The following is a 24,758-nucleotide window of genomic DNA, read 5'->3' on the forward strand; positions in this document are numbered from 1 at the left end:
CCCGCGCATGATCCGCCTCGAAAACATCGGCAAGCAGAACGGCAAGCAGATCATCTTCATCGAGGCCTCGGCTGCGCTGCAGCGGGGCGAGAAGATCGGCCTCGTCGGCCCGAACGGCGCGGGCAAGACCACGCTGTTCCGCATGATCACCGGCCAGGAACAGCCCGACGAGGGCCAGGTCGCCGTCGATCGCGGCATCACCATCGGCTATTTCAGCCAGGATGTCGGCGAGATGGGCGGCCGCAGCGCCGTCGCCGAGGTGATGGAGGGCGCAGGCCCCGTCAGCGAGGTCGCCGCCGAGCTCAAGGCGCTCGAGACCGCCATGGCCGATCCCGACCAGGCCGATCGCATGGACGAGATCATCGCCCGCTACGGCGAGGTGCAGGCCCGTTTCGAGGAGCTCGATGGCTATGCGCTGGATGGCCGGGCGCGCGAGGTCCTCGCCGGCCTCGGCTTCTCGCAGGAGATGATGGACGGCGACGTCGGCAAGCTCTCCGGCGGCTGGAAGATGCGCGTCGCGCTCGCCCGCATCCTGCTCATGCGCCCCGATGCCATGCTGCTCGACGAGCCTTCCAACCATCTCGATATCGAGAGCCTCATCTGGCTCGAATCCTTCCTCAAGGGCTTCGAGGGCGCCCTCATGATGACCTCGCACGACCGCGAGTTCATGAACCGCATCGTCGGCAAGATCATCGAGATCGATGGCGGCGCGCTCACCTCCTATTCCGGCGACTATGCCTTCTACGAGCAGCAGCGGGCGCTCGCCGAGAAACAGCAGCAGGCGCAGTTCGAGCGCCAGCAGGCGATGCTCGCCAAGGAGATCGCCTTCATCGAGCGCTTCAAGGCCCGCGCCTCCCATGCTGCGCAGGTGCAGAGCCGGGTGAAGAAGCTCGACAAGATCGACCGCGTCGAGCCGCCGCGCCGCCGTCAGACCGTGATGTTCGAGTTCCAGCCGGCTCCCCGCTCCGGCGAGGACGTGGTCAACATCAAGGGCGTCGACAAGCGCTATGGCAGCCGCACCATCTACGAGGGGCTCGACTTTGGCATCCGCCGCAAGGAGCGCTGGTGCGTCATGGGCGTCAACGGTGCCGGCAAGTCGACGCTGCTCAAGCTCGTGACCGGCGCGACCGAGCCGGACCGCGGCACGGTGCAGGTCGGCGCCAGCGTCAAGCTCGGCTATTTCGCCCAGCACGCCATGGACCTGCTCGACGGCGAGGCCACCGTCTTCCAATGGCTGGAGGACGCCTTCCCGCAGGCGGGCCAGGGCTCGCTGCGCGCGCTTGCCGGCTGCTTCGGCTTTTCCGGCGACGATGTCGAGAAGCGCTGCCGCGTCCTCTCCGGCGGCGAGAAGGCCCGCCTCGTCATGGCGCGGATGCTCTACGATCCGCCGAACTTCCTGGTCCTCGACGAGCCGACCAACCACCTCGACATGGCCACCAAGGAAATGCTGATCCAGGCGCTCAGCGACTACGAGGGCACCATGCTCTTCGTCTCGCACGACCGGCACTTCCTTGCCGCGCTGTCGAACCGCGTGCTGGAGCTCACCCCCGAGGGGCCGCATGTCTATGGCGGCGGCTATCTCGAATATGTCGCCCGCACCGGCCAGGAAGCCCCCGGCCTCAGGAGCTGACGCAGAAGCGCGCCTGCGGGCGATGCCGCCCTGCGAAAAACGCGCGGGCCTTGCGCCCATGGCCGACTACACTCCGGCGATGGGGAGGGGCCGCCATGACGCTCAAGATCAACCTGAACGCCGATATTGCCGAGGGCTTTGGGGCCTATGACATCGGCAACGATGCCGCGCTGATGACCATCATCAAGTCGGCCAACGTTGCCTGCGGCTTCCATGCGGGCGACGCGAACACGATGCAGCGCCTTGTCATGCTGGCGAAGCAGGAGGGCGTGTCCATCGGCGTCCACCCCGGCTTCAACGACCTCTGGGGCTTCGGCCGGCGCAACATCGACATGGATCCGCGCGACCTCGAGCACATGGTCGCCTACCAGATCGGCGCCCTGCAGGCGATGGCGCGCTATGCCGGCCTGCCCGTGACGCATCTGAAGCCCCACGGCGCCCTCAACAACATGGCGGCGGTGCGGGAGGACTATGCGCTGGCCATCGGCCGCGCCATCCAGGTGGTGGCGCCGGAGCTGGTCTATGTGGCGCTGGCCGGCTCGCAGATGGAGGCAGCGGCGCTCAAGCTTGGCCTGAAGCTTGCGAGAGAGGGCTTTGCCGACCGTCAATACGAGGAGGACGGCAACCTGACCCCGCGCAAGATCAAGGGCTCGGTCTACAAGGATGGCGACACCGCGCTCGCCCAGTGCCTCTCCATGGTGCGGCAGGGTACGGTCGTCTCGCGCCAGGGCACGACCGTGAAGGTGGCGGTGGAGACGATCTGCGTCCACGGCGACGAGCCGACCGCGGTCGCCGTCGCCGGCCATGTGCGCAAGGGGCTGGAAGCTGCCGGGATCGCGGTGGTCACGCTGCCGGAGATGATGGCCTGACAGGACGTGCATGAGGGGGACGGGACCATGACGATGAAGGCCTTCAGGCGGACGCTGGCCGCCCTCGTCCTCGTGGCGTCTGCGGGCGCATCCCCGGCGCTGGCGCAATATCCGAACCGGCCGATCACCATCACCGTCGGCTTCGCGGCCGGCGGCACCAGCGATGTCGCCGCCCGCATCCTCGCCGAGCGGCTCAGCCGCTCGCTGGAGACGCCGGTGGTCGTCGAGAACCGCGCTGGCGCCGGCGGCTCGGTGGCCGCCGCCGCGACGGCCCGCGCCACCCCCGACGGCTACACGATCATGCTGTCGGATCCCGGCGCCTTCGCCATCAATCCGATCGTCTTCCCGCAGACGGCGCGCTACGACCCGCTGGCCGATTTCACGCCCATCGCCCTTGTCGGCCAGTCGCCGCTGGTGCTGGTCGTGCCGGCGAACCGGCCCTTCCGCACGCTTCCCGACCTGAACGCCCACCTGCGCGCCAACGCCGCCCGCACCTCCTATGCCTCCTCCGGCAATGGCGGCATCACGCAGTTCGGCGCCGAGCTCTACCTCAAGCGCGCCGGCGACCTCACGGCCCTGCACGTGCCCTATCGCGGCGGCGCGCCGATGATGGAGGCCCTCTACAAGGGCGAGGCGTATTTCGGCGTGGCGGTTCTGGCCTCGGCTGTCTCCTTCATCGAGGCGGGCAGCGTCCGGGCGCTGGCGCTGGCCGCCCCCAGCAGCACCGCTTCCGTCGGCGCGGTCCCATCGCTGGAAACCCTCGGCTTCCCCGGCACGACCATGACCTCCTGGGTCATCATGATCGGACCGAAAGGCATGCCGGACGATGTCGTGGTGAAGCTCAATGCCGCGATCAACGATGCCTTGCGCGACCCGGCCGTCCGGGAGCGGCTGCAGCGGGCCGGCATCGAGACCTACACGCCCGCAACGCCCGCCGAGACCGGCAGCTATCTCAAGGCCGAGGTCGAGCGCTACCGCGCCTATCAGGGCGAGCTGGGCGACCGGCTGTCGCGCTGAGCCTCAGGCCTGGCCGAGGCTGATCGCCCCAAGGACGGCGAAGGCGGCCACGATGGCGGCCGCGGCCCGGTTGGCATGCCGCTTCATCGTCGGCGGCAGGCTGGCGCCGACCGCCACCCAGGCCAGGCCGGCGAGGAACGATAGACCTGAGAAGGCGAGCGTCGCGGTGATTGGCGCCGACGCCATCATGGCGGGGATGAGGATCACGCCGACCAGCATGGCCTTCGGGTTCAGCATCGTCGCGAGGAGCACGACGCCATAGGGCGCGCGCGTCCCTGGGGCGGCCCCCGGCGCGCGCCTCCAGAGCCGGGCTGCGGTCACGGCCAGCCAGCCGATATTGACGAGCTTGAGGAGGGCGAGGGCGGTCGGATGGTCCGCCAGGGCGCCGGAGAGAACGACATAGGCCGCGATGGCGAGGGCATAGCCGAGCGACTCCGCCAGCGGCAGGGCAAGGTTGCGGCGCAGGCCCGCCGTCGCGCCAGCCGCCGCCAGCAATGTGTTGGTCGGGCCGGGCGTCAGCAGGATGAGCACAGACGCGCTGGTGAAGGCGATGACGGACATAGGATGCGCCAGGCAAGGGAAGGCCGATGACGCCTTCTAGGCGTTGCGGTCGGCCCGTCCCTTGCGATGGCTCAATCCGTCGGAGCCTCAGCCCTTGGCGAAGGCCTTGATGGTCGCCAGGACGCCGAGGAGCGAGACCGCCACGATGTTGGAGATCACGATCACCCAGTCGCCCTGCTTGAGGCCATAGACCACCCACAGCGCCAGTCCCGATCCGAGGACGGCGAGCATCCCGTAGGAGATGTCGGAGGTCTCCTGCGTCTTCCACGCCTTCCAGATCTGCGGGATGTAGGACAGCGAGGTGAGCGTGGCCGCCAGCCCGCCGATGAGCGTCGTCAGCATGACGGTTCCTTGCCCGTCAGCGCGTCGTCTTGCCGGCTTCCGTGGTCCGATCGGGGAGGCGGTCCACCGCTTCCTCGACGCCGCGGTCCTCGCCCGTTGCGCCGCGCTGGAGCACCTTGGTCGCAGCCTCGTCCTTGGCCTCCGACGAGGTCGGGATGGGCGAGGTCTCCGCCGTCGCGGTGAGCCCGACATCCCTGGGCTTCTCGCCGTCGGCGCGCGCCGCGGCGGCGAAGGTCGCCAGGGCTTCGGGCTGCTGGCCGTCGGTCTTGGACGTCATGGCTCTCTCCTCGTGAGGCGGGTGTGCCAGCTGAACGAGGCGCGAGCCGGTCCGGTTCCGAACGGCGTCAGCCGATGCCGAAACGCTCCAGCACGACCGGGATCTGCTTCTTCACCTTGAAGAAGCCGGCGGTCGCATGAGGCCAGACCGCGGCGTCCCAGTCGCGCCGCCATTCGGCCAGGGCGATGCCGTGGCGCTTCAGCGCCGGCATGGCCGCGCGCAGCCAATCGCTCGCGGGGCCGCAGGTCACATAGGGCGTGACGATCTGGGTGGCGCCCGCTGCTGCCGCCCAGCGCGCGAGGTCATCCGGGTGAAGCGCGGTCAGCGGCGTGGCATCGACGCCCGCTCGCGCGGTCGTATCGGCGAGCGCCTCCGCCTCGAAGCCGGCCACGGGCTCCGCCACGGCGCGCGGCGATCGCAGCGCCGTCGTGGCGAGTGTCGCGGTGGCGACGATGGTCAGGCCATCGCGATCGAAATCCCCGATGAGGCCGTCCTCATCGGTGATGAGCAGGGCCGTCGGCCGCCCCGGCTCCGGCGCGCGGACGGCCCTCAGCGGCTGGACCGGCGGCAGGCCCTCCGGTTCCAGATGCTCCAGCGTCTCGGCGCCGCGCGAGAGGTCGCTGTCGCGCGGGGTGAAGCGCTGGCGGGTATAGGTCGCGATGTTCCAGGCCTCGGCGTGATAGGCCTTGCCGCGGGTGTGGAGCCCGGCGACCCAGCGCCATCCCAGCGTGTTGGAGGCTGCATCGCCGTCAAGGAGATGGCGCAGGAAGAAATCCGCGCCGATCCGCCAGGGCAGGCCCAGGGTGAAGATCCAGATCGAGGCGAACCACATGCGCGCGTGGTTGTGGAGATAGCCCGTCTCGACGAGCTCCTCCGCCCAGGCGTCGAAACAGGCGATGCCGGTCCCGCCGGCTTCCGCCCGCTCGACATCGCGCCGCAGCCGCCGGTCGGACTCCAGCGCAGCGAGGTCGCCGGCGAGCCCCGCCACATAGGCGTTCCAGACCTGCGGGCGGCGCTCCAGCCAGCCCTTGAAATAGGTTCGCCAGACCACCTCCTGGACGAACTTCTCCGCTCCCTCGGCGCCATGGGCGGCGACCGCGGCGGCGATCACCTCCTGCTCGGTGAGGAGGCGGCGGCGGAGATAGGGCGAAAGCCGCGACACCGCGCGATGGTTGCCGGGGCCATCATCGTAGTTGCGGCCATTGGCATAGCGCCGGCCCATGGCCGGCACGAAGCCCTCCATCGCCTGAAGCCCCGCTGCCCGCGTGCCGACCCATCGATCCGTCATGCCATGCCTCTTCCGTGGAGGCGGGGAAGTGGATCGGCGCTCGCCAAAATCAAGCCGCCGGGACGAGCCCGGCGGAATGAAGCGTCAGCGGCTGGGTGCGGGGGGCGGCGCAAGGCCCGGAGGCGGCGCAAGGCCCGGGGGCGGCGTGAGGCCCGGCAACCCGCCGGGACTGTCGAGGCCGGGGAGCCCGCCGCCGCCAAGGCCCGGCATCTCGATGCGGATCTCGACCTTGGACGGATCGACCTTCGGACCCTTGTCGAGCCAGTAGGTCACCGAGGCCGGCCAGAAGATGACGATGGCGACCAGGATGAGCTGCATGAACACCCACGGGATCGCGCCCATGTAGATGTCGCTCGACTTCACCTCCGGCGGAGCGATGCCGCGCAGGTAGAACAGCGCGAAGCCGAAGGGCGGGTGCATGAAGCTTGTCTGCATGTTCACGCAGAGCAGGACGCCGAACCAGATGAGGTCGATGTCGAGCTTGGTGGCGACCGGCGCCAGCAGCGGCACGACGATGAAGGCGATCTCGAAGAAGTCGAGGAAGAACGCCAGGAAGAAGACGAAGATATTGACAAAGATCAGGAAGCCGGTCTGGCCGCCGGGCAGGTTGATCAGCATGTGCTCGATCCAGCGCGAGCCGTCCATGCCCTGGAAGACGAGGCTGAACACGGTCGAGCCGATGAGGATGAACACCACCATCGAGGTGATGCGCATGGTCGAGCGCATGCCCTGGTCGACGAGCGGCCAGGTCAGGCGGCGATGCAGGGCGGCGAGCACCAGCGCGCCCACCGCGCCCATGGCGCCGGCTTCGGTCGGGGTCGCAAGGCCCATGAAGATCGTGCCGAGCACGAGGAAGATCAGGACGATCGAGGGCACCATGCCCCACAGCACCTGGCGGATCAGCGGCCAGCCGATCTCGCCGCGTGCCTCGGGCGGCAGCGGCGGCATCGTCTGCGGCTTCACGATCGACAGGAACACGATGTAGAGGATGAAGATGCCGACCTGCAGCAGCGACGGGCCGATGGCGCCGAGATACATGTCGCCGACCGAGCGGCCGAGCTGGTCGGCAAGGACCACGAGCACCAGCGAGGGCGGGATCAGCTGGGTGATGGTGCCGGAGGCCGCGATGACGCCGGTGGCGAGCCGCATGTCGTAGCCATAGCGCTGCATGATGGGCAGCGAGATCACGCCCATGGCGATGACCGAGGCGGCCACCGTGCCGGTGATGGCGCCGAGGATTGCGCCCACCACGATGACCGCATAGGCGAGGCCGCCGGGAATGCCGCCGAACAGCTTGCCGGTGCCCTCCAGCAGGTCCTCGGCGAGGCCGCAGCGCTCGAGGATCGCGCCCATGAAGGTGAAGAAGGGGATCGCCAGCAGCAGGTCGTTGGAGATGATGCCGTGGAAGCGCAGCGGCAGCGCCTGCAGGAACACCCAGTCGAAATGGCCGGTCATGACGCCGAGCGCGCCGAACATGAGGCCGACGGCCGCCAGCGAGAACGCCACCGGGAAGCCGACCAGCATGAAGCAGATCATCCCGAAGAACATCAGCGGCGGCATGATGCCGTGCGAGAACATCCCCTAATCCCCTCGAAGATCTCGCCGGCTTACTGCAGCGGCTTTTCGTATTTGGAATCGAACTCGATCTCGCCGCGGAGCGCCGCGATGCGCTTGATGAGTTCGGAGACGCCCTGGATCGTCAGCAGGGCGAAGCCCAGCGGCAGGACGAACTTGATCGGCCAGACCAGAAGGCCGCCGGCGTTCTGGGACTGCTCCCACTGGCGCAGCGACGTGGTGAAGAACGGCCAGCTGAGGTAGGTCATGTAGATCGTGACCGGCAGCAGGAAGACCGCGATGCCGATGGCGTCGATCCACAGGCGCTTGCGCTCGCTCACCGATCCGTAGACCAGGTCGACGCGCACATGCTCGTTGACCTGCAGCGTGTAGGAGGCGCCGAGCAGCACCATCACGCCGAACAGGTACCACTGGATCTCCAGCATGGAGTTCGACGACAGGTTGAGCAGGTAGCGCGAGAAGGCGTTGCCGGCGCTGATGAGGCAGGCGAGCAGGACACACCAGTCGGCAACGCGGCCGAACACGCCGTTCACCGAGTCGATGCCCCGGCTGAAAGCCAAGAGAGCGCCCATCCCGTCCTCATGTCTCTGGTCTTGTTCTTGCCGGCGAAATAGAAGGGATGTTGCGGGAGCGGCAAGCCATTTATCCCCCTTCTGCCAATAATTTACGGGAAGTTTATGCGCACGATGAGTGCCGTTATGCGCAGTTTACGCGGTGCCGCGGAGACGCCGGAACCGGGGCACGAGGTCGCCCCGCGCGCCGCCGTGTTCGCTCCGGCCGTGCCCCGGCGTCGCGGCGCGGCGGATGTCTGGCTGCAGGTGCTCGAGGTCGCGGCGTGGTGCACCGGCACCGCGATTCTTGGCATCGTCCTCGCCTTTGTCCTGCCCTTCCTCAGCATCACCAACCTGTTCCTGCTGCCGGTGGTCGCTGTCTCGCTGCGTCTCGGCCTGGTCCCGGCCCTGGCGGCCACGGCCATCGGCCTGCTGTCGGGGATGCTCTTCTACGAGCCCTTCCTCGCGATCGAGGTGAGCGAACCCCGTGACGTCGTCGATCTCGCGGTCTTTGCCGTGATCGGCGTGACGCTGTCGTTGCTGGGCGATGGCCTCCGCCGAACGACGCTCGCCCTGCGCCGCCGCCAGGACGATCTCAGCAGCCTCTACGCGCTCAGCCACGACATGGCGGGTGCCGCCGATCGCCAGGCTTTGCTCGCGGTCCTCGCATCCCATCTCTCGCGCACCGTCGATCACCCCGTCGCCGTCATCGACCTCGGAAGCCAGTCGGCGGCCGAGGGGGCGCCTGTCCTGCCGGAAGCGGTGCGGGCGGCCGTGCCCGAGGTCCTGCCTGCGACCGAGCATGAGACCGCCATCATCCGCTCGGGCGCCGAGGTCTGGGTCGTGGCGGCCATCGGCCAGGCCAGTGGGCAGCCGCTGGCCGTTGCCGCGCGACTGGAGGAGGCCGATGCCGCCGATGGCGAGGCCATGGGGCGGATCAGGTCCATGCTCGCCGATGCAGCCTCGTCGATGGAACGCCTGGGCGTCGCCCATGCCCTTGAGCAGCAGCAGCTTCGCGACAAGGCCGAGGCGGTCCGCAATTCGCTGCTCGATGCCGCCTCGCACGAACTGCGCACGCCGCTGGCCACCATCCTCGGCACGTTGACGGCCCTCAGGCAGGCGCCGCCGGTCGAGCAGGAGGGCCCGCTCCGCGACATCGCCGACCTTGCGGCCGACGAATGCCGCCGGCTCGACCGGGTGATCCAGACGATCCTCGATGCCGGTCGCATCCGCAGCGGCGAGATCGTGGTGCGCCCGACCGTGGTGGAGAGCACCGACCTCGTCGATGTCGCCCTGCGCCATTCCAGTCTGCGCCTGAGGGACCACACGGTCGTGCGCCAACTGCCCGCCGATCCGCCGCTTGTCAGCGTCGATCCCGTGCTGGTCGAGCAGGCCCTCGTCAACATCCTCGAGAACGCCGCGAAATATTCTCCCGCCGGCACCACCATCACGGTCCTGGTGGAGGCGCGCGCAGAGCAGGTCGCCATCGCCGTGACCGACCAGGGGGCCGGACTGGCGCCTGGCGAGGTCGACGAGATCTTCGGTCGCTTCTACCGGGGCGACCAGGGCCGGACGATCGCAGGGTCCGGCCTCGGGCTCAGCATCGCCCGCGCCTTCGTCGATGCCAGCGGCGGCTCCATCTCCGTCGCCAGCGACGGCCCCGGCCGTGGCACCACCTTCACCCTTCTCCTCCCCAGACAGGCCGCGCAGGACGACCATGCCGACGACCTCTGACCCTGGCCTTGTGCTCCTCGTCGATGACGAACCGCCGATCCGTCGCCTGCTGCGCACCCTGTTCGAGATGGCGGGGTGGCGGGTGGCCGAGGCGGAGACTGCAGGCGCCGCCCTCGACGCCGTCGCGGTGCGCCGGCCGGAACTGGTGGTGCTGGACCTGGGGCTGCCCGACATCCCCGGCGCCGACGTGCTGCGGCGGCTGCGCGAATGGACCCAAACGCCGGTCATCGTCCTGTCGGTGAGGGCGGACGAGCAGGAAAAGGTGCGGCTCCTGGAACTCGGGGCCGACGACTACATCACCAAGCCTTTCGGCTCGGCCGAGCTCATCGCACGCGCACGCACCGTGCTGCGCCGCGCCGCGGTGGTGGAGGACGAGCCGGCCGTCACGGTCGGCGACCTCACCATCGATTTCGCGTTTCGACGGGTGACGCTGCGCGGCGAGCCGGTGACGCTCGCCCGCAAGGAGTACCAGCTTCTCGCCATGCTCGCGGCTCACCGCGGCCGCGTGCTGACCCACAAGCAGTTGCTGACCGCCCTCTGGGGCCCGCACCACGACGATGACGTGCACTATGTGCGCATCCTCGTCCGCAAGCTGCGCAGCCGCATCGAGCCGAATGTCGCCTCGCCCATCTATGTGCTGACCGAGCTCGGCGTTGGCTACCGCCTCGCCCTTGGCACGGAGTGACAAGGGGGGGGCGGGAGGTGCCGGGATATGGACATTTTACTTGAAGGCGGCGGTCGGTGAGGCCCAAGTCTTGGGCGTTCTGGCAGCCCAGTCCCGCTGAACTGCCTTTGGACATTCTATCTCTGAACTCGAGCCCGCAGCAGCCAGCTGCGGGCTTTTTTCATCGGTCTCCGCTCGAAGCCAACCCACCGGAAATCGCGGGAGAGGGGCGTCCGGTCGATTGTTGACAATCGACAATCTCGCCCGTTCACTGGTCGCCACAGACACACCAGCCAAGAGGGCGGGCATGAGCAGGATCGACCGGCGGACCTTCACCACCACTCTCGCCGCCGCCGCGGGCGGCGTCTTGGCCGCGCCGGCCTTCGCGCAGGGCACGGGCACCCTCGACGAGGTGAAGCGCCGCGGCTCGTTGCGCGTCGGCGTGACCCAGGCGCCGCCCTGGTACTCCAAGGATGCCCGCACCGGCGAATGGTCCTCCGGCGTCGGCGTCGCGGTCGGCAAGGCCATGGCCGCGGCGCTGGGCGTGCGCTTCGAGCCGGTCGAGGTGACCTGGGGCACCGCCATCGCCGCCCTGCAGGCGAACCGCATCGACATCATGTACGTGCTGGATGCGACGCCCGAGCGGGCAGAGGCGGTCGATTTCCCGGCCTCGCCGCTGCTCTACTATTCGCTCGCCGTCCTGGCGAAGGACGACCTCGCGGTGCGCACCTGGGAAGACCTCAACAAGCCGGAGGTGCGCGTTGCCGTGCCCCAGGCGACCAGCATGGACCGCTTCCTCACCAACTCCGTGGCAAAGGCCGCCATCCAGCGCTTCCCTGGCAATACCGAGGCCATCGCCGCCTTCCAGGCCGGCCGCGTCGAGGCCGTCTGCCTGTTCCACCCGCCGCTGATCGCCGCCCGCCAGCGCCTCGGCTCCGGCAAGATCGTCGTGCCGCAGCCGACCCAGTCGAACCCGTCCAGCGCCGCCGTGCGCAAGGGCGATGCGCCCTTCCTCGCCTTCGTCGAGCAGCAGGTCGCCGAGTACTATCGCAGCCGCAAGATCCAGGGCTGGTATGAGGAGTTCCTCACCGGCTTCGGCCTCGATCCCAAGGCGGCGCCGCCCATCATCAAGGAAATGCTCGGCTGACGCGGCCGTGTATCGCTGGGACTTCTCGCCCGTCATCGCCAATGGCGACCTGCTGCTCGCGGGCCTCGCCAACACGCTCGCGCTGACCGGCGTGGCGCTGGCGGGCGGCATTCCCGTCGGCCTTGCCCTCGCTCTGGCAAGGCTCTCCGGGAGCCGGTTCCTCTCGGCTCCCGCCGGCGTGGTGATCGAGGTGTTCCGCACGACGCCGCCGCTCGTCCAGCTCTTCTGGTTCTATTTTGGCCTGCCCATCGTGCTGAAGGTCGAGATGACGCCCTATCTGGCGGCAGCGCTCACCTTCACCATCCAGTCCGGAGCCTTCTTCGCCGAGATCTTCCGCGCCGGCATCGTCTCGGTGGACCGCGGCCAGCGCGAGGCCGCCCGCGCCATCGGCATGACGGAGGCGCAGGCCATGCGCCGTATCGTCCTGCCGCAGGCGGTCAAGCGCATGTTCCCGGCCATGATGGAGCGCTCGATCGAGCTGATGAAGACGACCACGCTGGTGGCGACCGTCTCCTATGCCGACGTGCTCTACCAGGCGAACGAACTCGCCCAGAAGACCTTCCGGCCGCTGGAGGTCTTCACCGCCGCGGCCCTCATGTACCTCGTCACCATCTCGCTGGTCAGCGCCATCGCCGCCCTCGTCGAACGCCGCATGGCGATGAGCGGGGAGATGGCGCGATGACCTATCGCTGGGATTTCGCGCCCGTCCTCGACAACTGGCAGGCGCTCGCCTTCGGCGCCATCGGCACGGTCCGGCTGTTCCTGGTCTGCCTGGTCCTTGGCCTCGCCCTGGGGCTTCTCGTCGCGCTGATGCGCCGCTCGCGCCACGGCGTTCTGCGCTGGCTCGCCATCGGCTTCATCGAGCTGTTCCGCAACACGCCGGTCCTCGTGCAGATCCTCTGGTTCTACTTCGCCCTGCCCATGCTGGTCCCCGTGGAGATCAGCCCGTTCGGCGCGGCGATCCTCGGCATCTCCTTGAACTCCGCCGCCTATTCCGCGGAGATCTACCGGGCGGGCATCCAGTCCATCGAGCCGGGCCAGTGGGAGGCGGCGCGGGCAATCGGCATGACCGGCCTGCAGGTGCTCCGCCGGATCGTCCTGCCGCAGGCGCTGCGCCGTGTCCTGCCGGCGCTGACAAACCGCGGCATCGAGATCTTCAAGATGACGACGCTGGCCTCCGTCGTCGCCTATGTCGAGCTGCTCCAGCAGGGCAAGCTCGTCGCTTCGCTGAACTTCAACCCGCTGGAGGTCTACACCGTCATCGGCGCACTGTTCTTCCTGCTCCTCTACCCGCTGGTGCGCGCCACCTACGCGCTGGAGCGGCGCCTGGCGCGGAGCGACGCATGACGGAACCGCTCCTGCGCATCGAAGGCCTCGGCAAGAGCTTCGGCGACCGCACCGTCTTCTCGGGCGTCGACCTCGAGGTCGCGCGCGGCGACCGCATCGCCATCATCGGCGCCTCGGGCTCGGGGAAGTCGACGCTGCTCCGCTGCATCAACGTGCTGGAGCGCGCGGATCAAGGCCGTGTCGTCCTCGGCGGCGAGCCGGTCGGCGAGGAGGTCCGGCGCGGCGACCGCACCGAGACGCGCTACAGCGAGGCGGCCCTCGTCCGCCTGCGCCAGCGCATCGGCATGGTGTTCCAGCAGTTCAACCTCTTCCCCCACATGACCGTGCTCGGCAATGTCATGGAGGGCCTGGTGACCGTGAAGCGGATGGGGCGTGATGCCGCCGCCCGCCAGGCGCTGGCCGAACTCGCCCGCGTCGGCCTTGCCGACAAGGCGGAGGCCTATCCGGCCCATCTCTCCGGCGGCCAGAAGCAGCGCGTCGCCATCGCCCGCGCCCTCGCCATGGAGCCCGAGGTCCTGCTCTTCGACGAGCCGACCTCGGCCCTCGACCCCGCTCTCGTCGGTGAGGTGCTCGACACGATCCAGGCGCTGGCGGGGGAGGGGCGCACCATGCTGCTCGTCACCCACGAGATCGGCTTCGCCTACCACATGGCGACGCGCGTCCTCTTTCTCGCCGAGGGCGGCATCTACGAGCAGGGCACGCCCGACGAGGTTCTGAAGAACCCGCGCCGGCCGCTCACCCAGGCCTTCATTGCCGGCCACCGCCGGTTCAGCTTCTGAACGGACATGCCATGACCAGCGCCTCGACCTCCACCGCGGGCAGTGCCCAGGGCTACCAGGACGACCCGCGCAACGACCACGTCCTCGTCTATGTCGACGGCGCCTTCGTGCCGCGGACTGAGGCGCGCGTCTCGGTCTTCGACAGCGGCTTCGTGCTGGGCGATGGCGTCTGGGAAGGCCTGCGCCTCAAGAACGGCCGGCTGATCCAGCTCGATGCCCATCTCGACCGGTTGTTCGAAGGCGCCAACTCGATTGCCTTGGATATCGGCATGAGCCGCGAGGAGGTCGCGGGCGCCGTCCAGGCGACGCTCGACCGCAACGGCATGACCGACGGCGCGCATGTGCGCCTCATGGTGACCCGCGGCATCAAGAAGACCGTCAACCAGGATCCGCGCTTCATCCTCGGCAAGGCGACCGTCGTCATCGTCGCCGAGTACAAGACGCCGCGTCCCGAGACCAAGGCGAAGGGCATTTCGCTCTTCACCTCGACTTTCCGTACCAGCACGCCGGATGTCTTCGACCTGCGCCTCAACTCGCACAGCCGCCTGAACCTCATCCAGGCGCTGATCCAGGCGATCAACGCCGGCGCCGATGAGGCGCTGATGCTCGACCCGCAGGGCTTCGTCGCGAGCTGCAACTCCACCAATTTCTTCATCGTCCGCCGCGGGGCCCTGTGGACCTCCACCGGCGCCTTCTGCTTCAAGGGCCTCACCCGGCAGGCCGTGCTCGACGCCTGGCGCGCGGCCGGCGGCACGGCCGAGGAGCGGCCCTTCACCCTCGCTGAGACCTATGCCGCGGACGAAGCCTTCATCACTGGCACGCTCGGCGGCGTCACGCCGGTGACGCGGATCGACGGCCGCACCATCGGCACCGGCCAGCCCGGTCCGGTCACCCAGCTCGCCTCCGAGCGCTACCAGGCCTGGGTGACGCGATGAGCCGCGCGGCGCTGCTGACGGGTGACGGCACGGTCGCGCCGCTGAAGCGCGAGACCTTCCGCGACCGCGTCGCCGAGCGCCTGCGCCATGCCATCATCGACGGGCAGTTCGCGCCGGGCGCGACAGTCACCGAACAGCAGCTCGCCGCCGAGTTCGGGGTGAGCCGCGGTCCCCTGCGCGAAGCCATGGGGCTCCTCGTGGAGGAGGGGCTGCTGGTCTCGGTGCCCTACACCGCCACCCGCGTCGTCAGCCTGTCGCCGGGCGATGTCTGCGAGATCTACTCGCTGCGCATCGCCCTCGAACGCCTCGCCTTCGAGCAGATTTGGCCGCGCCGCACCCCGGCCTTCGCGGCCACGCTGAAGGCGCGCCACGAGGCGCTGCTCGCAGCCCTCGGCGGCCGTGATGGCTATGAGGCGGCGCTCGCCGAGGTCCGCCTTCACGGCGCGGTCTATGAGCATTGCGGCCACCGGCTGCTGCTCGAGACCTGGAACCGCATCGCCCCGCGCCTCCATCTCTATCTTGCCGTCCACCAGAAGGCCCATGGCCGCTCCGGCCCGCTCGACGATGCCCACCGCGCCTATGTGGACCTGGCCAGCGGCGACCACCTCGACCTTATGCTGGCCGAGATCGACCACCACATGAGCCGCGGGCTCCAACGCCTCCGCGACTATGTGGCGGGCGTGGCGGGCTCGCCGGGCTGCTGAGGCCCCCGCGCTCCCGCGCGAAGGCCCCTCGGCCTCACCAGGACGGCAGCACCGAGCCCTGGAAGGTCCGCTCGATGAAGGCCTTCACCTCCGCCGACTGGTAGCTCTCGACGAAGGGCTTCACCCAGGGCTTGTCCTTGTCCGCCTCGCGCACGGCGATGAGGTTCACGTAAGGGCCCTTCGGGTCCTCGCGCAGGATGGCGTCACGGCCGGGATTGAGGCCGACGGACAGCGCGTAGTTGGTGTTGATGACGGCGGCCGCCACATCGTCCAGCGAACGGGCCGTCTGCGCCGCCTCCAGCTCGATGAAGCGCAGGCGCTTCTCGTTCTGGATGATGTCGGCGACGGTCGGCTTCAGGCCGACGCCGTCCTTCAGCTTGATGATGCCCTTGTCCTGGAAGAGCAGCAGCGCGCGGGCGCCATTGGTCGGGTCGTTGGGGATCGACACCTGCCCGCCGGCCGGCACCTCCGCGAAGCTCTTGTGCTTCTTCGAATAGACGCCGATCGGGAAGTTGACGGTGAAGCCGACGCCGACGAGGCCGTATTTCCGGTCGGCATTCTGCTGATCGAGGAAGGGCTTGTGCTGGTAGGAATTGACGTCGAGGTCGCCACCGGCCAGCGCCGCATTCGGCAGGATGTAGTCCGAGAACTCGACGATCCTGAGGTCGAGGCCCCGGGCGGCGGCAACCGGCTTCACCGCCTCGAGGATCTGGGCGTGCGGGCCGGCGGTGACGCCGACGCGCAGCGCCGTGCGGGCCTGGGCCCGGACGATGGCGGGGGCGGCAACGAGGCCGGCAGCGGCGCCGGCGAGGAGCGTGCGGCGGTCGATGAACGTGGTCATGGCAAGTCCTTTCAAGGGAGTTGGGATGGGAAGGGGGAGGTCAGGCGGAGCGCAGGCGCTTGTTGACGCGCCGGGCGATCCAGTCGCCGAGGCTCTGCACGGCCTGGACGAGGGCGATGAGGACGATGACGACGGCCGCCATGACCTCGGGCATGAAGCGCTGGTAGCCGAAGCGGATGCCGAGATCGCCGAGGCCGCCGCCGCCGACCGCCCCCACCATGGCCGAGTAGCCGATGAGACTGACGGCGGTGAGCGTCAGGCCGAGGACGATGGCCGGCAGCGCCTCGGGCAGCAGCACCTTCCGGACGATCTGCAGCGGCGTTGCGCCCATCGCGCGCGAGGCCTCGATCAGGCCTGCATCGACCTCGCGGATGGCCGCCTCGATGATGCGGGCGATGAAGGGCGTCGCCGCGACCGTCAGCGGCACGATGGCCGCCGTCGTACCGATCGAGGTGCCGGCGACCAGCCGCGTGAACGGGATGATCGCCACCACCAGGATGATGAAGGGCGTCGAGCGCGTGGCATTGACGATGAGGCCGAGCACCCGGTTGAGCGCCACCGCCTCAAACAGCTCCCCGCGCCCGGAGGTCGCGAGGAACACGCCGAGCGGCAGGCCGAGCGCCGTGCCGATCAGGCCGGCGGCGGCCACCATGTAGAGCGTCTGGCCGAGGGCCTCGACGAGCAGTCGTGCGATCTCAGGCGACATGGCCGAGCACCTCCGCCTGCAGGCCGTGGGCGCCGGCCAGCGCCACCACGGCGTCCACGACATCCGGGCGCGCCGGGATCGCGACGATGAGATTGCCGAAGGGCTTGCCGGCGATGGCGTCGACCTGGCCGGCGAGGACCGTCACGTCGACATCGAGCGAGCGCGACAGCCGCGAGATGACCGGCGCCGTGGCGTTCTCGCCGGTGAAGACGATGCGCAGCACGGTCTGGCTGGCGCCCTCGGGATCGGGCCTCAGCCGTGCGGCGATCGCCTCCGGCAGGGCCGCGCCCGTCACCGAGGCGACGAAGTTGCGGGTCGTCTCGGCCTGGGGCCGGGCGAAGACCTCGTAGACATCGCCCGCCTCGATGATGCGGCCCGCCTCGATCACCGCCACGCGGTCGCAGATTGCCTTGATGACCTGCATCTCGTGGGTGATCAGCACGATCGTCACGCCGGTCAGCGCGTTGATGCGCTTGAGCAGGGCGAGAATCGAATGCGTCGTCTCCGGATCGAGGGCGGAGGTCGCCTCGTCCGAGAGCAGCACGCGCGGCCGCGTCGCCAGCGCCCGGGCGATGCCGACACGCTGCTTCTGCCCGCCGGAGAGTTCGGCAGGATAGCGGCCGCGCTTGTCGGTGAGGCCAACGAGCTCGATGAGCTCATCGACGCGCCGGGTGATCTCGTCGCGCGGTGTCCCGGCGAGTTCCAGCGGCAGCGCGATGTTGTCGAACACCGTGCGCGAGGAGAGCAGGGCGAAATGCTGGAAGATCATGCCGATCTCCCGCCGGAGCGCCCTGAGGTCGCCGCCGTCGAGCGCGCCGACATCGAGGCCGTCGATCCGCACCGTGCCGGCGGTCGGACGGTCGAGGCCGTTGATCGTGCGCAGCAGCGTCGACTTGCCGGCGCCGGAACGGCCGATGATGCCGGTGATCGATCCCGGCGCGACGTCGAGCGTGACATCGTCGAGCGCGACGACCTCGGCGGCAGCGCCTGTGGCGGCGAAACGCTTGGTGACGCCGGAGAAGGCGATCGCCGCGCCGTGCGGGCGAGAGGCATCCTCGCGGTGATCAGGCGGGGGTGACGCGGCCGCCAGCGGGACCGCGTCGGGAAAAGGCGTGAGGGCGTTCATCGGGACGGCCTCACCGATGCCGGGCGGTACGCCGCCGACGGCTCATCAGAACGGGACATGGGGAATCCTTGGGGAAAGCGCAGCGGCCGGCAGCAGGAGCGCCGCCCGGCCGGGGAATCTCAGGCGGCGAGGGCCTGGCGCGGCATGGTGCCGACGCGGGTGCGGCCGGCGCGATGGGTCTCCGCCGCGGCGCGCCGCAGCTCCTTCAGCGAGGCGAAGAGCTGGCTGTCGAGGGCGTTGAGGGACGCAACCGCCGAGAAGAAGCGGTAGCCGGTGCGCTCGCGCACGGCGAGGCCGACGGCGTCATCGCCGACTTCGATCAGCGTGACGTCGGACCTGAGCGGCGGATGGGCGGGGAGGGGCGTCGAATGGGACATGGAAAAGCTGCCGCCGGACGGGCCGGCGTCTCCTGAACAGAAGGGAACCTGGACGAGGGGAAGTCGAAGGCGCGGGGTGGTCGTCAGGCGAGACGACAGCGATCCGTCGCGCCACCCGTCCGGCGGCAGGATTGAGTTTGGGAGGAAGAGACCGGGGCGTGCACCCCGCAGACGACGGAATTCATCGGACCAACTCCAAAGAGGGGAGCCCACGAATGTCCTTCGTGGCGCTTTAGCCCTTGGTGACGCGGTGCAAGCTGCTCCATCAAAAGCCGCGACGACGGGTCGAGTGATCAACCAACCGTGCCCTCATCATGCCCGCCGCTCGCCGCCCCGTCAATGAAATCATCCTCTAAAAAGAACGATGGCGGGAGAATGTGCGGCCTTTTTTGTCGATAAGGCCAGCATCATCAATACCATGCCAATGCGCGTCTCCACCAATCGTTCGCCAGAAAGAACGATATGGAGAGGACGCTGCTGAAATGGTCGGGCCTGTCGTCCGCGCGCTCGCGGTCGGCCCCTGGGCTCAGGCCTCGGCCGGCCGCGGGGCCGGCGGCACGGCATAGGCCGTCGTCGCCTTGATGCGCTCCATGGCGAAGCGCGACGTGACGTTCTTCAGCGGCACCTTGTCGATGAGCCGCTTGTAGAACGTGTCATAGGCGGCCATGTCGGTGACCACGACGCGCAGCATGTAGTCGACGTCGCCGGCCATCCGGTAGAACTCCATGACCTCGGGCATCGCCGCTACCGTCTCGGCGAACTGGGCCAGCCAGTCCTTCGAATGGTCGGCCGTCTCGATCGACACGAAGACCGTCAGCCCCAGCCCGAGCTTCTCCGGCGAGACCAGCGCGACACGCTTCTGGATGACGCCATTCGCCTCCAGCTTCTGGATGCGCTTCCAGCAGGGGGTCTGCGACAGGTGGACCCGCGAGGCGAGTTCCGCGATGGAAATGCTGACATCCTCCTGGAGGATGGTCAGGATCTTGCGGTCGATGGCGTCCATGGCAGGCAATGTCCGGCGGGCGTGTTCGGAGAATATTTTTATCTTCGCCGGAGATCGGTGCCGGGTAAATAGAACCAAGACCTAAAATTCGATCGCTATGAGCGACGGTTTTCTCCTCCCGTGGGCTCCACGGGAATGGTGACCCTCGTCACCGCGCATCTGCCTTGTCGCCTCCGCGCGCCCCTGCCTCTGGCGCGCCGCGCCGGACTTCTCCAGTCTCGGCCTCGCCTGCAGGAGGCGACATGACATCCACCGGACCGGACAGCCTTCTCTATCTCTCGCGCGCCGACGTGGCCGCTTGCGGCGTGACGCCCGAGGCCCTCGAGGACGGGCTGACCCAGGCCTTCCAGCGCCGGGCCGCCGGCCGCGCCTGGTCGCACCGCAAGGTCACGATCCCCGCCGGTGGCCGCAACGTCTTCCGCGGCAAGGGGGGCGTCATGGACGAGCCGGCCTTCGGCGCCTTCAAATGGTTCGGCTATTTTCCGGGCAATGAGCGCGCCGGCCTGCCGGACTTCATGCCGACCATCCTGCTCAGCGAGGCGACGACGGGGCAGCTCGTCGCCATCATCGACGGCATCTGGATCTCCGAGATCCGCACCGCCCTCATCTCGCTCATCGCCGCCCGCCACATGGCCCGACCGGGGTCCCGCCGCATCGGCTTCCTCGCCTGTGGCGCCCAGGCCCGCAGCCATCTCGCGGTCTTCTCGAAGGCTCTGCCGCTCACCGAGGTCGTCGCCTACAGCCGCCGCATCGAGACGGCGGAAGCCTTCGCGCGAGGCGCGCGCGAGGCCGGGCTCGATGCCCGCGCCGTCACCGACCCGCGCGAGGCCATCGCGGGCTGCGATATCGTCGTCTCGTCCATCCCGCATGGCGCGACGGCCACCGGTCAGCTCGATGCCGGATGGGTCGACCCCGGCACCTTCGTCGCCTCCGTCGATCTCGGTTTTGGCTGGCGCCGCGACAGCCTCGCGGCCTTCGACCGCACCGTGACGGACGACCACGAGCAGAGCACCACCGGGCCGGGCGGCACGCTCAACTATGACGGTCCCTTCTTCGCCGAGCTGTCGGAACTCGTCGCTGGCGCGAAGCCGGGCCGCGAGAGCTCCGCCGAGCGCAATGCGCTGATTTTCTCCGGCACGGGACTTGCTGACCTTGCCGCGGCGGTGATCGTCTATGAGGCGGCCCGCGCAAAGGGCATCGGCACCTGGCTCCAGCGCTGACACGCGTGGGCCGGAGCGCCACCAGGACAGGCAGGGGAGATGCGGTGATGAGCAACAAATCGACAGGACGTCTGGCGGGACTCGTTTCCGCGTCAACCGCGGCCCTGGATCGGCGGCAGGCCCTCACCCTGGCCGCCGGCTCGGCCGCCTTCGTCCTCGCCGCGCCGATGGTCGCCCGCGCCCAGGCCTACCCGTCACGGCCGGTGCGCGCCATTGTCACCTTCGCCCCCGGTGGCACCGTGGACGTCTATGCCCGCCTTGCCTGCCGCCACCTGTCCGAGACCCTCGGCCAGCAGTTCGTGGTCGAGAACGTTGCCGGCGCCACCGGCAACCGCGGCACGCAGCAGGCCGCCCGTTCGACGCCGGACGGCTACACGCTGCTCTTCGCGCTGAGCACCCACGCGGTGAACGCCTCGGTCTTTCCGACGCTGCCCTATGATCCCATCGGCGACTTCGCGCCGATCAACCTGTCGGTGTCCTCGACCCACGTCCTGTCGGTCCATCCCTCGGTCTCGGCCAAGGATGCGCGCGAATATGTCGCCGACCTCCGGGCGCGGCCGAACCAGAACTATGCCCATGGCGGCCTCGGCACCCAGGGGCACCTGCTCGCCGAGCGGCTGAAGGTGACCCAGAAGCTCGACATGGTGGCGATCAATTTCCCCGGCGCCGGGCCGGCCGTGCAGGCGGTCGTCGCCAACCAGATCCCCAGCGCCTGGACCACCATGGCCTCGGCCGGGCCGATGATTGCCGGCGGCAAGCTCAAGGCCCTGGCCGTCACCGGCAAGACGCGCTCCGCCCTGCTGCCCGACGTTCCCACCATGATCGAGCAGGGCTTCCCGGAGATCGAGGGCGACACCTGGGTCGGCATCCTCGCGCCGAAGGGCACGCCGGCCGAGATCGTCACGACGATCAACCGGGAGATCGGGAGCTACCTCGCCATGCCCGCCTCCCGCCAGCGCCTCGGCGAGGTCGGCTTCGACGTGGTCAATGCCGGACCGGACGCCTTCGCGGCGCGGCTGGTCGAGGAAATGGCGTTCTGGAAGAAGGTCGTGGACGAGACGAACGTCCGGTTGCAGTGACCCTTGCGTCGCCCACCGGCGGGCTTTGTGCGGCACCGTGCCACAGGACGCCCAAAGGCGTAACGCTCAGAAATAATGCCGAATTTACGCGGCTGATGAGGTGTCATTAAGACATGCGCAGGGATTCTGCAGCCCCCCAGGCCAGCGGACTGTCCATCCGATGCACTTCCTCTCGCACGTCAAGGTGCTGCCCAAGATTCTCGGGCTGATCGCCATCCTCGCCGCCGTGTCCGGCGTCATCACCTATGTCGGCTCGACCTCGTTGCGGTCGCTCAGCGACGCCACCGACGTCATGGAACGGTCGGCCAACCAGGCGCTGCTCTCCTCACGGATGAACCGCCTCGTCGCCCTGCTCAACCGCAACGAATATGCCATTGCCGCCGATCCGCGGCCCGAGAACGTGGCGCAGCTGAAGCAGCAGATCGCCACCCTCCAGCGGGAGTTCACCGAGCTGCGGCAGCGCCTGGCGCGCGATCTGCCTGCCGACTACCTCGCCCAGCTCGCCAAGGTGGACGAGTCGATCAAGGCCTATCAGGTCGAGCTCGACGACACCTTCGTGCAGGCCGCCAAGGTGAAGCGGTTCGAGGTGAACGACGATCTCGCAAACCTCCACAAGTCCGTTGAATCGAGCCGTGTCGTGGCTGAGCAACTCGGTGGCGCTGTGCGGTCCCTTTCCGACGCGCTCGAGCGCAATGTTGCCTCGGTCTCGTCCGCAGCCACCGCCGAGTACAAGGCCAGCGCCTTCTTCATGCAGATGGTCGCCGGCATCGGTATCGTCGTCGGTCTCGCCCTCGGCGTCATGATCGGCCAGTTCGGCATTGCCGGCCCGATCGCCAAGATCGTCGCCACCCTCCAGCAGCTGGCCGCCGGCCACTACAATGTGACCGTCGAAGGTGAGACGCGCCGCGACGAGGTGGGCGATGTCGCCCGCGCTGCGGTCATCTTCCGCGAAAACGGTCTTGAGAAGCTGCGTCTCGAGGAAGAGCAGGCCGCGGCCGGCCTGCGTGCCGCCGAAGAGAAGCGCAAGGCGATGAACGATCTCGCCGACCGCTTCGATCGCGCCGTGGGCGGTATCGTCGGTTCGGTCTCCTCCGCTGCGACCGAGCTGGAAGCCGCAGCGAAAACCCTGACCTCCACCGCCGAGGAAACCTCGATCCAGACCTCGGCCGTGTCCTCGGCCTCCGAGCAGATGGCCAACAACGTCCAGACTGTCGCCTCCGCCACCGAGGAGATGTCGATTTCGGCGCGCGAGATCGCCAGCCAGGTGACGCGCTCCACCGAGATCGCCGAGAAGGCGGTTCACGAAGCCGGCGACACCGCCCGCAAGATGCAGGACCTGTCCTCGGCGACCCAGTCGATCGGCGCCATCGTCAGCCTGATCGAGGCCATTGCCGGCCAGACCAACCTCCTCGCCCTCAACGCCACGATCGAGGCGGCGCGCGCGGGCGAGGCCGGCAAGGGCTTCGCGGTCGTCGCCGCCGAGGTGAAGCAGCTCGCCGACCAGACCAGCAAGGCGACCGCCCAGATCGGCGCGCAGATCTCCCAGATCCAGAGCGCTTCGGGCTCAGCAGCCCAGGCCATCGAGGCGATCACCGAGACGATCCGGAACATGAGCGCGATCTCCACCTCCATTGCCGCGGCCATGGAGGAGCAGACCTCGGCCACCAACGAGATTGCCCGCAACGTCCAGCAGGCCTCCGCCGGCACCGCCGAGGTGTCCTCCAACATCGAGGGCGTCAACCAGGCGGCCTCCAGCACGGGTGCTGCGGCCGCTCAGGTCCTGGGCTCGGCGGCGGAGCTGTCGCGGAACGCCGAAAGGCTGCGGGGCGAGTTGCAGACCTTCCTCTCCAACGTCCGCGCGGCCTGATCGCGCAAGACCTGTCGCGGCCGCTCTCGAGTGGAGCGGCCGCGGCGCGCCCGATGTCCCAGGGGAACGGGGATCGCCCGAACGCGCATGGTCCTTACGATAGGGAAGGGGTGCTGGTTCAGAGTCCCGGACCCACAGACGAGGGGCCGGCGCATGGCCGGCATTCCGGTCACCGTCATCGGCCCGTCGTCTGACCGCGACATGCCGGGAGGGTCGCGGCCCTGCGCCGCCTGCCAACGGATCCACCGCCATGTCCCTGCCCACACTCGGCGTCGCCCTGCCGCTCGACGGCCTGCGCCTTCACCGTTCCTGGATCATCGAGAGCCAGCGTGACCTGGAGATCCAGGACTTCTTCTGGGCCGAGGTGCTCAATGGCGACTGGGCACCGCTCGCCGAGGGCATCCGCAAGGAGCTCGACGGCTATCAGGGACGGCTCGGCATCCACGGGCCGTTCTGGGGCTTCACCATCGCCAGCCTCGATCCCGACGTGCGGGCCCTCGTAAGCCGCCGCATGGATCAGGGGCTCGATGTCTGCGCCGCCCTTGGCGCGACGCAGATGGTCATCCACTCGCCCTACACGACCTGGGACTACAACAATCTCGACTACAATCCCGGCGCCCGCGCCAAGGTCGTCGAGCGCACCCATGACACCCTTGCCGCCGCTGTCCGCCGCGCCGAGGACATGGGCGTGACGCTGGTCATCGAGAACATCGAGGACTGCGATCCGGCCGACCGCGTGGCGCTCGCCAGGTCCTTCGACAGCCCGGCGGTGCGGGTCTCCATCGACACCGGCCATGCCCATTACGCCCACGTGTCCACCGGCGCGCCGCCGGTCGATTTCTACGTCACCGCCGCTGGCGACATGCTCCACCACGTCCACCTCCAGGACTCCGACGGCTATGCCGACCGGCACTGGAACCCGGGCGAGGGCAGCATCGTCTGGCCGCAGGTTTTCCGCACCCTGGCGACGCTCACCAGCAATCCCCGCCTGATCCTTGAGGTCCGCAACAAGGACCTCGTCCGCGCCGGTGCGGACCACCTGATCGGCCTCGGCCTCGCCGTCTGACGCCGTCCCGCGGGGCGGGATCGCCCCGTCATCGATCCGACACGGCGGGTTCA

26 protein-coding genes are annotated in these 24,758 nt (G+C 68.8%); 15 read left to right on the forward strand and 11 right to left on the reverse strand.

The features are described 5' to 3' along the window. Positions 1-7 precede the first annotated feature (7 nt). The 3 genes from C8P69_RS00065 (at position 8) to C8P69_RS00075 (ending at position 3,516) form a co-directional block, all read left to right on the forward strand. Positions 8-1,630, forward strand: coding sequence for an ABC-F family ATP-binding cassette domain-containing protein (locus tag C8P69_RS00065; RefSeq protein ID WP_108173828.1), 1,623 nt, complete (start codon positions 8-10; stop codon positions 1,628-1,630). Positions 1,631-1,725: 95 nt separating this feature from the next. Next, positions 1,726-2,499 (forward strand): LamB/YcsF family protein, encoded by a 774-nt coding sequence (locus C8P69_RS00070; RefSeq protein ID WP_108173829.1) that lies wholly within the window; start codon positions 1,726-1,728, stop codon positions 2,497-2,499. 27 nt (positions 2,500-2,526) lie between these two features. Beyond that, complete coding sequence (locus C8P69_RS00075) at positions 2,527-3,516, forward strand: Bug family tripartite tricarboxylate transporter substrate binding protein (protein WP_108173830.1); 990 nt, start codon at positions 2,527-2,529, stop codon at positions 3,514-3,516. Positions 3,517-3,519: 3 nt separating this feature from the next. Here C8P69_RS00075 and C8P69_RS00080 read toward each other — a convergent pair whose 3' ends face one another. From C8P69_RS00080 to C8P69_RS00105, 6 genes are all read right to left on the reverse strand, one after another. Beyond that, positions 3,520-4,077, reverse strand: coding sequence for a threonine transporter (locus tag C8P69_RS00080; RefSeq protein ID WP_108173831.1), 558 nt, complete (start codon positions 4,075-4,077; stop codon positions 3,520-3,522). Between the two features lie 87 nt (positions 4,078-4,164). Beyond that, entirely contained in the window at positions 4,165-4,419 is a 255-nt protein-coding gene (locus C8P69_RS00085; protein ID WP_108173832.1) for a SemiSWEET family sugar transporter, read from the reverse strand. Between the two features lie 16 nt (positions 4,420-4,435). Next, a complete protein-coding gene (locus C8P69_RS00090; RefSeq protein WP_108173833.1) occupies positions 4,436-4,696 on the reverse strand; it encodes a hypothetical protein in 261 nt (86 codons plus the stop codon). A 67-nt stretch (positions 4,697-4,763) separates the two neighbouring features. Beyond that, a complete protein-coding gene (locus C8P69_RS00095) occupies positions 4,764-5,984 on the reverse strand; it encodes an FAD-binding domain-containing protein (protein WP_108173834.1) in 1,221 nt (406 codons plus the stop codon). An 84-nt stretch (positions 5,985-6,068) separates the two neighbouring features. Further along, on the reverse strand, positions 6,069-7,562 hold the full coding sequence (locus tag C8P69_RS00100) for a TRAP transporter large permease (protein WP_108173835.1): 1,494 nt from the start codon (positions 7,560-7,562) through the stop codon (positions 6,069-6,071). Positions 7,563-7,591: 29 nt separating this feature from the next. Next, a complete protein-coding gene (locus C8P69_RS00105; protein WP_108173836.1) occupies positions 7,592-8,131 on the reverse strand; it encodes a TRAP transporter small permease subunit in 540 nt (179 codons plus the stop codon). 114 nt (positions 8,132-8,245) lie between these two features. Here C8P69_RS00105 and C8P69_RS00110 point away from each other — a divergent pair, with 114 nt between their 5' ends. The 8 genes from C8P69_RS00110 to C8P69_RS00145 all read left to right on the forward strand — a co-directional run bounded on the left by C8P69_RS00110 (position 8,246) and on the right by C8P69_RS00145 (position 15,420). Then, positions 8,246-9,844: an ATP-binding protein gene (locus C8P69_RS00110; RefSeq protein ID WP_170118066.1), complete on the forward strand. Its 1,599-nt coding sequence runs from the start codon at positions 8,246-8,248 to the stop codon at positions 9,842-9,844. Continuing rightward, positions 9,828-10,529 carry a response regulator gene (locus tag C8P69_RS00115; protein ID WP_108173838.1) on the forward strand — a complete coding sequence of 234 codons (702 nt, stop codon included), beginning with the start codon at positions 9,828-9,830 and terminating at the stop codon, positions 10,527-10,529. The genes C8P69_RS00110 and C8P69_RS00115 overlap by 17 nt, the downstream gene beginning before the upstream one ends. A gap of 286 nt (positions 10,530-10,815) precedes the next feature. Next, on the forward strand, positions 10,816-11,655 hold the full coding sequence (locus C8P69_RS00120) for a transporter substrate-binding domain-containing protein (protein WP_108173839.1): 840 nt from the start codon (positions 10,816-10,818) through the stop codon (positions 11,653-11,655). Between the two features lie 7 nt (positions 11,656-11,662). Then, complete coding sequence (locus C8P69_RS00125) at positions 11,663-12,337, forward strand: amino acid ABC transporter permease (RefSeq protein WP_108173840.1); 675 nt, start codon at positions 11,663-11,665, stop codon at positions 12,335-12,337. Beyond that, positions 12,334-13,002, forward strand: coding sequence for an amino acid ABC transporter permease (locus C8P69_RS00130; protein ID WP_108173841.1), 669 nt, complete (start codon positions 12,334-12,336; stop codon positions 13,000-13,002). Before C8P69_RS00125 ends, C8P69_RS00130 begins: the two co-directional genes overlap by 4 nt. Then, positions 12,999-13,781, forward strand: coding sequence for an amino acid ABC transporter ATP-binding protein (locus C8P69_RS00135; RefSeq protein ID WP_108173842.1), 783 nt, complete (start codon positions 12,999-13,001; stop codon positions 13,779-13,781). The genes C8P69_RS00130 and C8P69_RS00135 overlap by 4 nt, the downstream gene beginning before the upstream one ends. An 11-nt stretch (positions 13,782-13,792) precedes the next feature. Further along, positions 13,793-14,716, forward strand: coding sequence for an aminotransferase class IV (locus tag C8P69_RS00140; protein ID WP_108173843.1), 924 nt, complete (start codon positions 13,793-13,795; stop codon positions 14,714-14,716). Then, entirely contained in the window at positions 14,713-15,420 is a 708-nt protein-coding gene (locus C8P69_RS00145) for a GntR family transcriptional regulator (RefSeq protein WP_108173844.1), read from the forward strand. Before C8P69_RS00140 ends, C8P69_RS00145 begins: the two co-directional genes overlap by 4 nt. 34 nt (positions 15,421-15,454) lie before the next feature. On the opposite strand, the gene C8P69_RS00150 is transcribed toward C8P69_RS00145, so the two are convergent. The 5 genes from C8P69_RS00150 to C8P69_RS00170 all read right to left on the reverse strand — a co-directional run bounded on the left by C8P69_RS00150 (position 15,455) and on the right by C8P69_RS00170 (position 19,473). After that, entirely contained in the window at positions 15,455-16,261 is an 807-nt protein-coding gene (locus C8P69_RS00150; protein ID WP_108173845.1) for a MetQ/NlpA family ABC transporter substrate-binding protein, read from the reverse strand. Positions 16,262-16,301: 40 nt separating this feature from the next. Further along, entirely contained in the window at positions 16,302-16,967 is a 666-nt protein-coding gene (locus tag C8P69_RS00155) for a methionine ABC transporter permease (RefSeq protein WP_108173846.1), read from the reverse strand. Next, the gene (locus C8P69_RS00160) at positions 16,957-18,093 is read right to left on the reverse strand and encodes a methionine ABC transporter ATP-binding protein (RefSeq protein WP_108173847.1); all 1,137 of its coding nucleotides are present in this window, start codon (positions 18,091-18,093) and stop codon (positions 16,957-16,959) included. The genes C8P69_RS00155 and C8P69_RS00160 overlap by 11 nt, the downstream gene beginning before the upstream one ends. Positions 18,094-18,212: 119 nt before the next feature. Continuing rightward, positions 18,213-18,470, reverse strand: a complete 258-nt coding sequence (locus tag C8P69_RS00165) for a hypothetical protein (protein WP_108173848.1) — start codon at positions 18,468-18,470, stop codon at positions 18,213-18,215. Positions 18,471-18,996: 526 nt separating this feature from the next. Continuing rightward, positions 18,997-19,473, reverse strand: coding sequence for an Lrp/AsnC family transcriptional regulator (locus C8P69_RS00170; protein ID WP_108173849.1), 477 nt, complete (start codon positions 19,471-19,473; stop codon positions 18,997-18,999). A gap of 242 nt (positions 19,474-19,715) precedes the next feature. Here C8P69_RS00170 and C8P69_RS00175 point away from each other — a divergent pair, with 242 nt between their 5' ends. The 4 genes from C8P69_RS00175 to C8P69_RS00190 all read left to right on the forward strand — a co-directional run bounded on the left by C8P69_RS00175 (position 19,716) and on the right by C8P69_RS00190 (position 24,705). Beyond that, entirely contained in the window at positions 19,716-20,693 is a 978-nt protein-coding gene (locus C8P69_RS00175) for an ornithine cyclodeaminase family protein (RefSeq protein WP_108173850.1), read from the forward strand. Between the two features lie 47 nt (positions 20,694-20,740). Beyond that, positions 20,741-21,772: a Bug family tripartite tricarboxylate transporter substrate binding protein gene (locus C8P69_RS00180; RefSeq protein ID WP_108173851.1), complete on the forward strand. Its 1,032-nt coding sequence runs from the start codon at positions 20,741-20,743 to the stop codon at positions 21,770-21,772. A 160-nt stretch (positions 21,773-21,932) separates the two neighbouring features. Then, positions 21,933-23,639, forward strand: a complete 1,707-nt coding sequence (locus C8P69_RS00185) for a methyl-accepting chemotaxis protein (protein ID WP_108173852.1) — start codon at positions 21,933-21,935, stop codon at positions 23,637-23,639. Positions 23,640-23,889: 250 nt separating this feature from the next. Beyond that, complete coding sequence (locus tag C8P69_RS00190; protein WP_108173853.1) at positions 23,890-24,705, forward strand: sugar phosphate isomerase/epimerase family protein; 816 nt, start codon at positions 23,890-23,892, stop codon at positions 24,703-24,705. Positions 24,706-24,758: the final 53 nt, after the last annotated feature.

The organism is Phreatobacter oligotrophus (assembly GCF_003046185.1).
In the GTDB taxonomy this organism is placed as follows: Bacteria; Pseudomonadota; Alphaproteobacteria; order Rhizobiales; family Phreatobacteraceae; genus Phreatobacter; species Phreatobacter oligotrophus.

What these genes read in the sequence shown, in the direction of transcription:
- C8P69_RS00075 (WP_108173830.1), top strand. Translation starts at nt 2,527, where the DNA reads ATGACGATGAAGGCCTTCAGGCGGACGCTGGCCGCCCTCGTCCTCGTG.
- C8P69_RS00105 (WP_108173836.1), bottom strand. Translation starts at nt 8,131, where the DNA reads ATGGGCGCTCTCTTGGCTTTCAGCCGGGGCATCGACTCGGTGAACGGC.
- C8P69_RS00165 (WP_108173848.1), bottom strand. Translation starts at nt 18,470, where the DNA reads ATGTCCCATTCGACGCCCCTCCCCGCCCATCCGCCGCTCAGGTCCGAC.
- C8P69_RS00175 (WP_108173850.1), top strand. Translation starts at nt 19,716, where the DNA reads ATGACATCCACCGGACCGGACAGCCTTCTCTATCTCTCGCGCGCCGAC.
- C8P69_RS00115 (WP_108173838.1), top strand. Translation starts at nt 9,828, where the DNA reads ATGCCGACGACCTCTGACCCTGGCCTTGTGCTCCTCGTCGATGACGAA.
- C8P69_RS00110 (WP_170118066.1), top strand. Translation starts at nt 8,246, where the DNA reads ATGAGTGCCGTTATGCGCAGTTTACGCGGTGCCGCGGAGACGCCGGAA.
- C8P69_RS00150 (WP_108173845.1), bottom strand. Translation starts at nt 16,261, where the DNA reads ATGACCACGTTCATCGACCGCCGCACGCTCCTCGCCGGCGCCGCTGCC.
- C8P69_RS00120 (WP_108173839.1), top strand. Translation starts at nt 10,816, where the DNA reads ATGAGCAGGATCGACCGGCGGACCTTCACCACCACTCTCGCCGCCGCC.
- C8P69_RS00065 (WP_108173828.1), top strand. Translation starts at nt 8, where the DNA reads ATGATCCGCCTCGAAAACATCGGCAAGCAGAACGGCAAGCAGATCATC.
- C8P69_RS00155 (WP_108173846.1), bottom strand. Translation starts at nt 16,967, where the DNA reads ATGTCGCCTGAGATCGCACGACTGCTCGTCGAGGCCCTCGGCCAGACG.
- C8P69_RS00180 (WP_108173851.1), top strand. Translation starts at nt 20,741, where the DNA reads ATGAGCAACAAATCGACAGGACGTCTGGCGGGACTCGTTTCCGCGTCA.
- C8P69_RS00135 (WP_108173842.1), top strand. Translation starts at nt 12,999, where the DNA reads ATGACGGAACCGCTCCTGCGCATCGAAGGCCTCGGCAAGAGCTTCGGC.
- C8P69_RS00190 (WP_108173853.1), top strand. Translation starts at nt 23,890, where the DNA reads ATGTCCCTGCCCACACTCGGCGTCGCCCTGCCGCTCGACGGCCTGCGC.
- C8P69_RS00090 (WP_108173833.1), bottom strand. Translation starts at nt 4,696, where the DNA reads ATGACGTCCAAGACCGACGGCCAGCAGCCCGAAGCCCTGGCGACCTTC.
- C8P69_RS00085 (WP_108173832.1), bottom strand. Translation starts at nt 4,419, where the DNA reads ATGCTGACGACGCTCATCGGCGGGCTGGCGGCCACGCTCACCTCGCTG.
- C8P69_RS00160 (WP_108173847.1), bottom strand. Translation starts at nt 18,093, where the DNA reads ATGAACGCCCTCACGCCTTTTCCCGACGCGGTCCCGCTGGCGGCCGCG.
- C8P69_RS00170 (WP_108173849.1), bottom strand. Translation starts at nt 19,473, where the DNA reads ATGGACGCCATCGACCGCAAGATCCTGACCATCCTCCAGGAGGATGTC.
- C8P69_RS00080 (WP_108173831.1), bottom strand. Translation starts at nt 4,077, where the DNA reads ATGTCCGTCATCGCCTTCACCAGCGCGTCTGTGCTCATCCTGCTGACG.
- C8P69_RS00140 (WP_108173843.1), top strand. Translation starts at nt 13,793, where the DNA reads ATGACCAGCGCCTCGACCTCCACCGCGGGCAGTGCCCAGGGCTACCAG.
- C8P69_RS00130 (WP_108173841.1), top strand. Translation starts at nt 12,334, where the DNA reads ATGACCTATCGCTGGGATTTCGCGCCCGTCCTCGACAACTGGCAGGCG.
- C8P69_RS00185 (WP_108173852.1), top strand. Translation starts at nt 21,933, where the DNA reads ATGCACTTCCTCTCGCACGTCAAGGTGCTGCCCAAGATTCTCGGGCTG.
- C8P69_RS00100 (WP_108173835.1), bottom strand. Translation starts at nt 7,562, where the DNA reads ATGTTCTCGCACGGCATCATGCCGCCGCTGATGTTCTTCGGGATGATC.
- C8P69_RS00145 (WP_108173844.1), top strand. Translation starts at nt 14,713, where the DNA reads ATGAGCCGCGCGGCGCTGCTGACGGGTGACGGCACGGTCGCGCCGCTG.
- C8P69_RS00095 (WP_108173834.1), bottom strand. Translation starts at nt 5,984, where the DNA reads ATGACGGATCGATGGGTCGGCACGCGGGCAGCGGGGCTTCAGGCGATG.
- C8P69_RS00070 (WP_108173829.1), top strand. Translation starts at nt 1,726, where the DNA reads ATGACGCTCAAGATCAACCTGAACGCCGATATTGCCGAGGGCTTTGGG.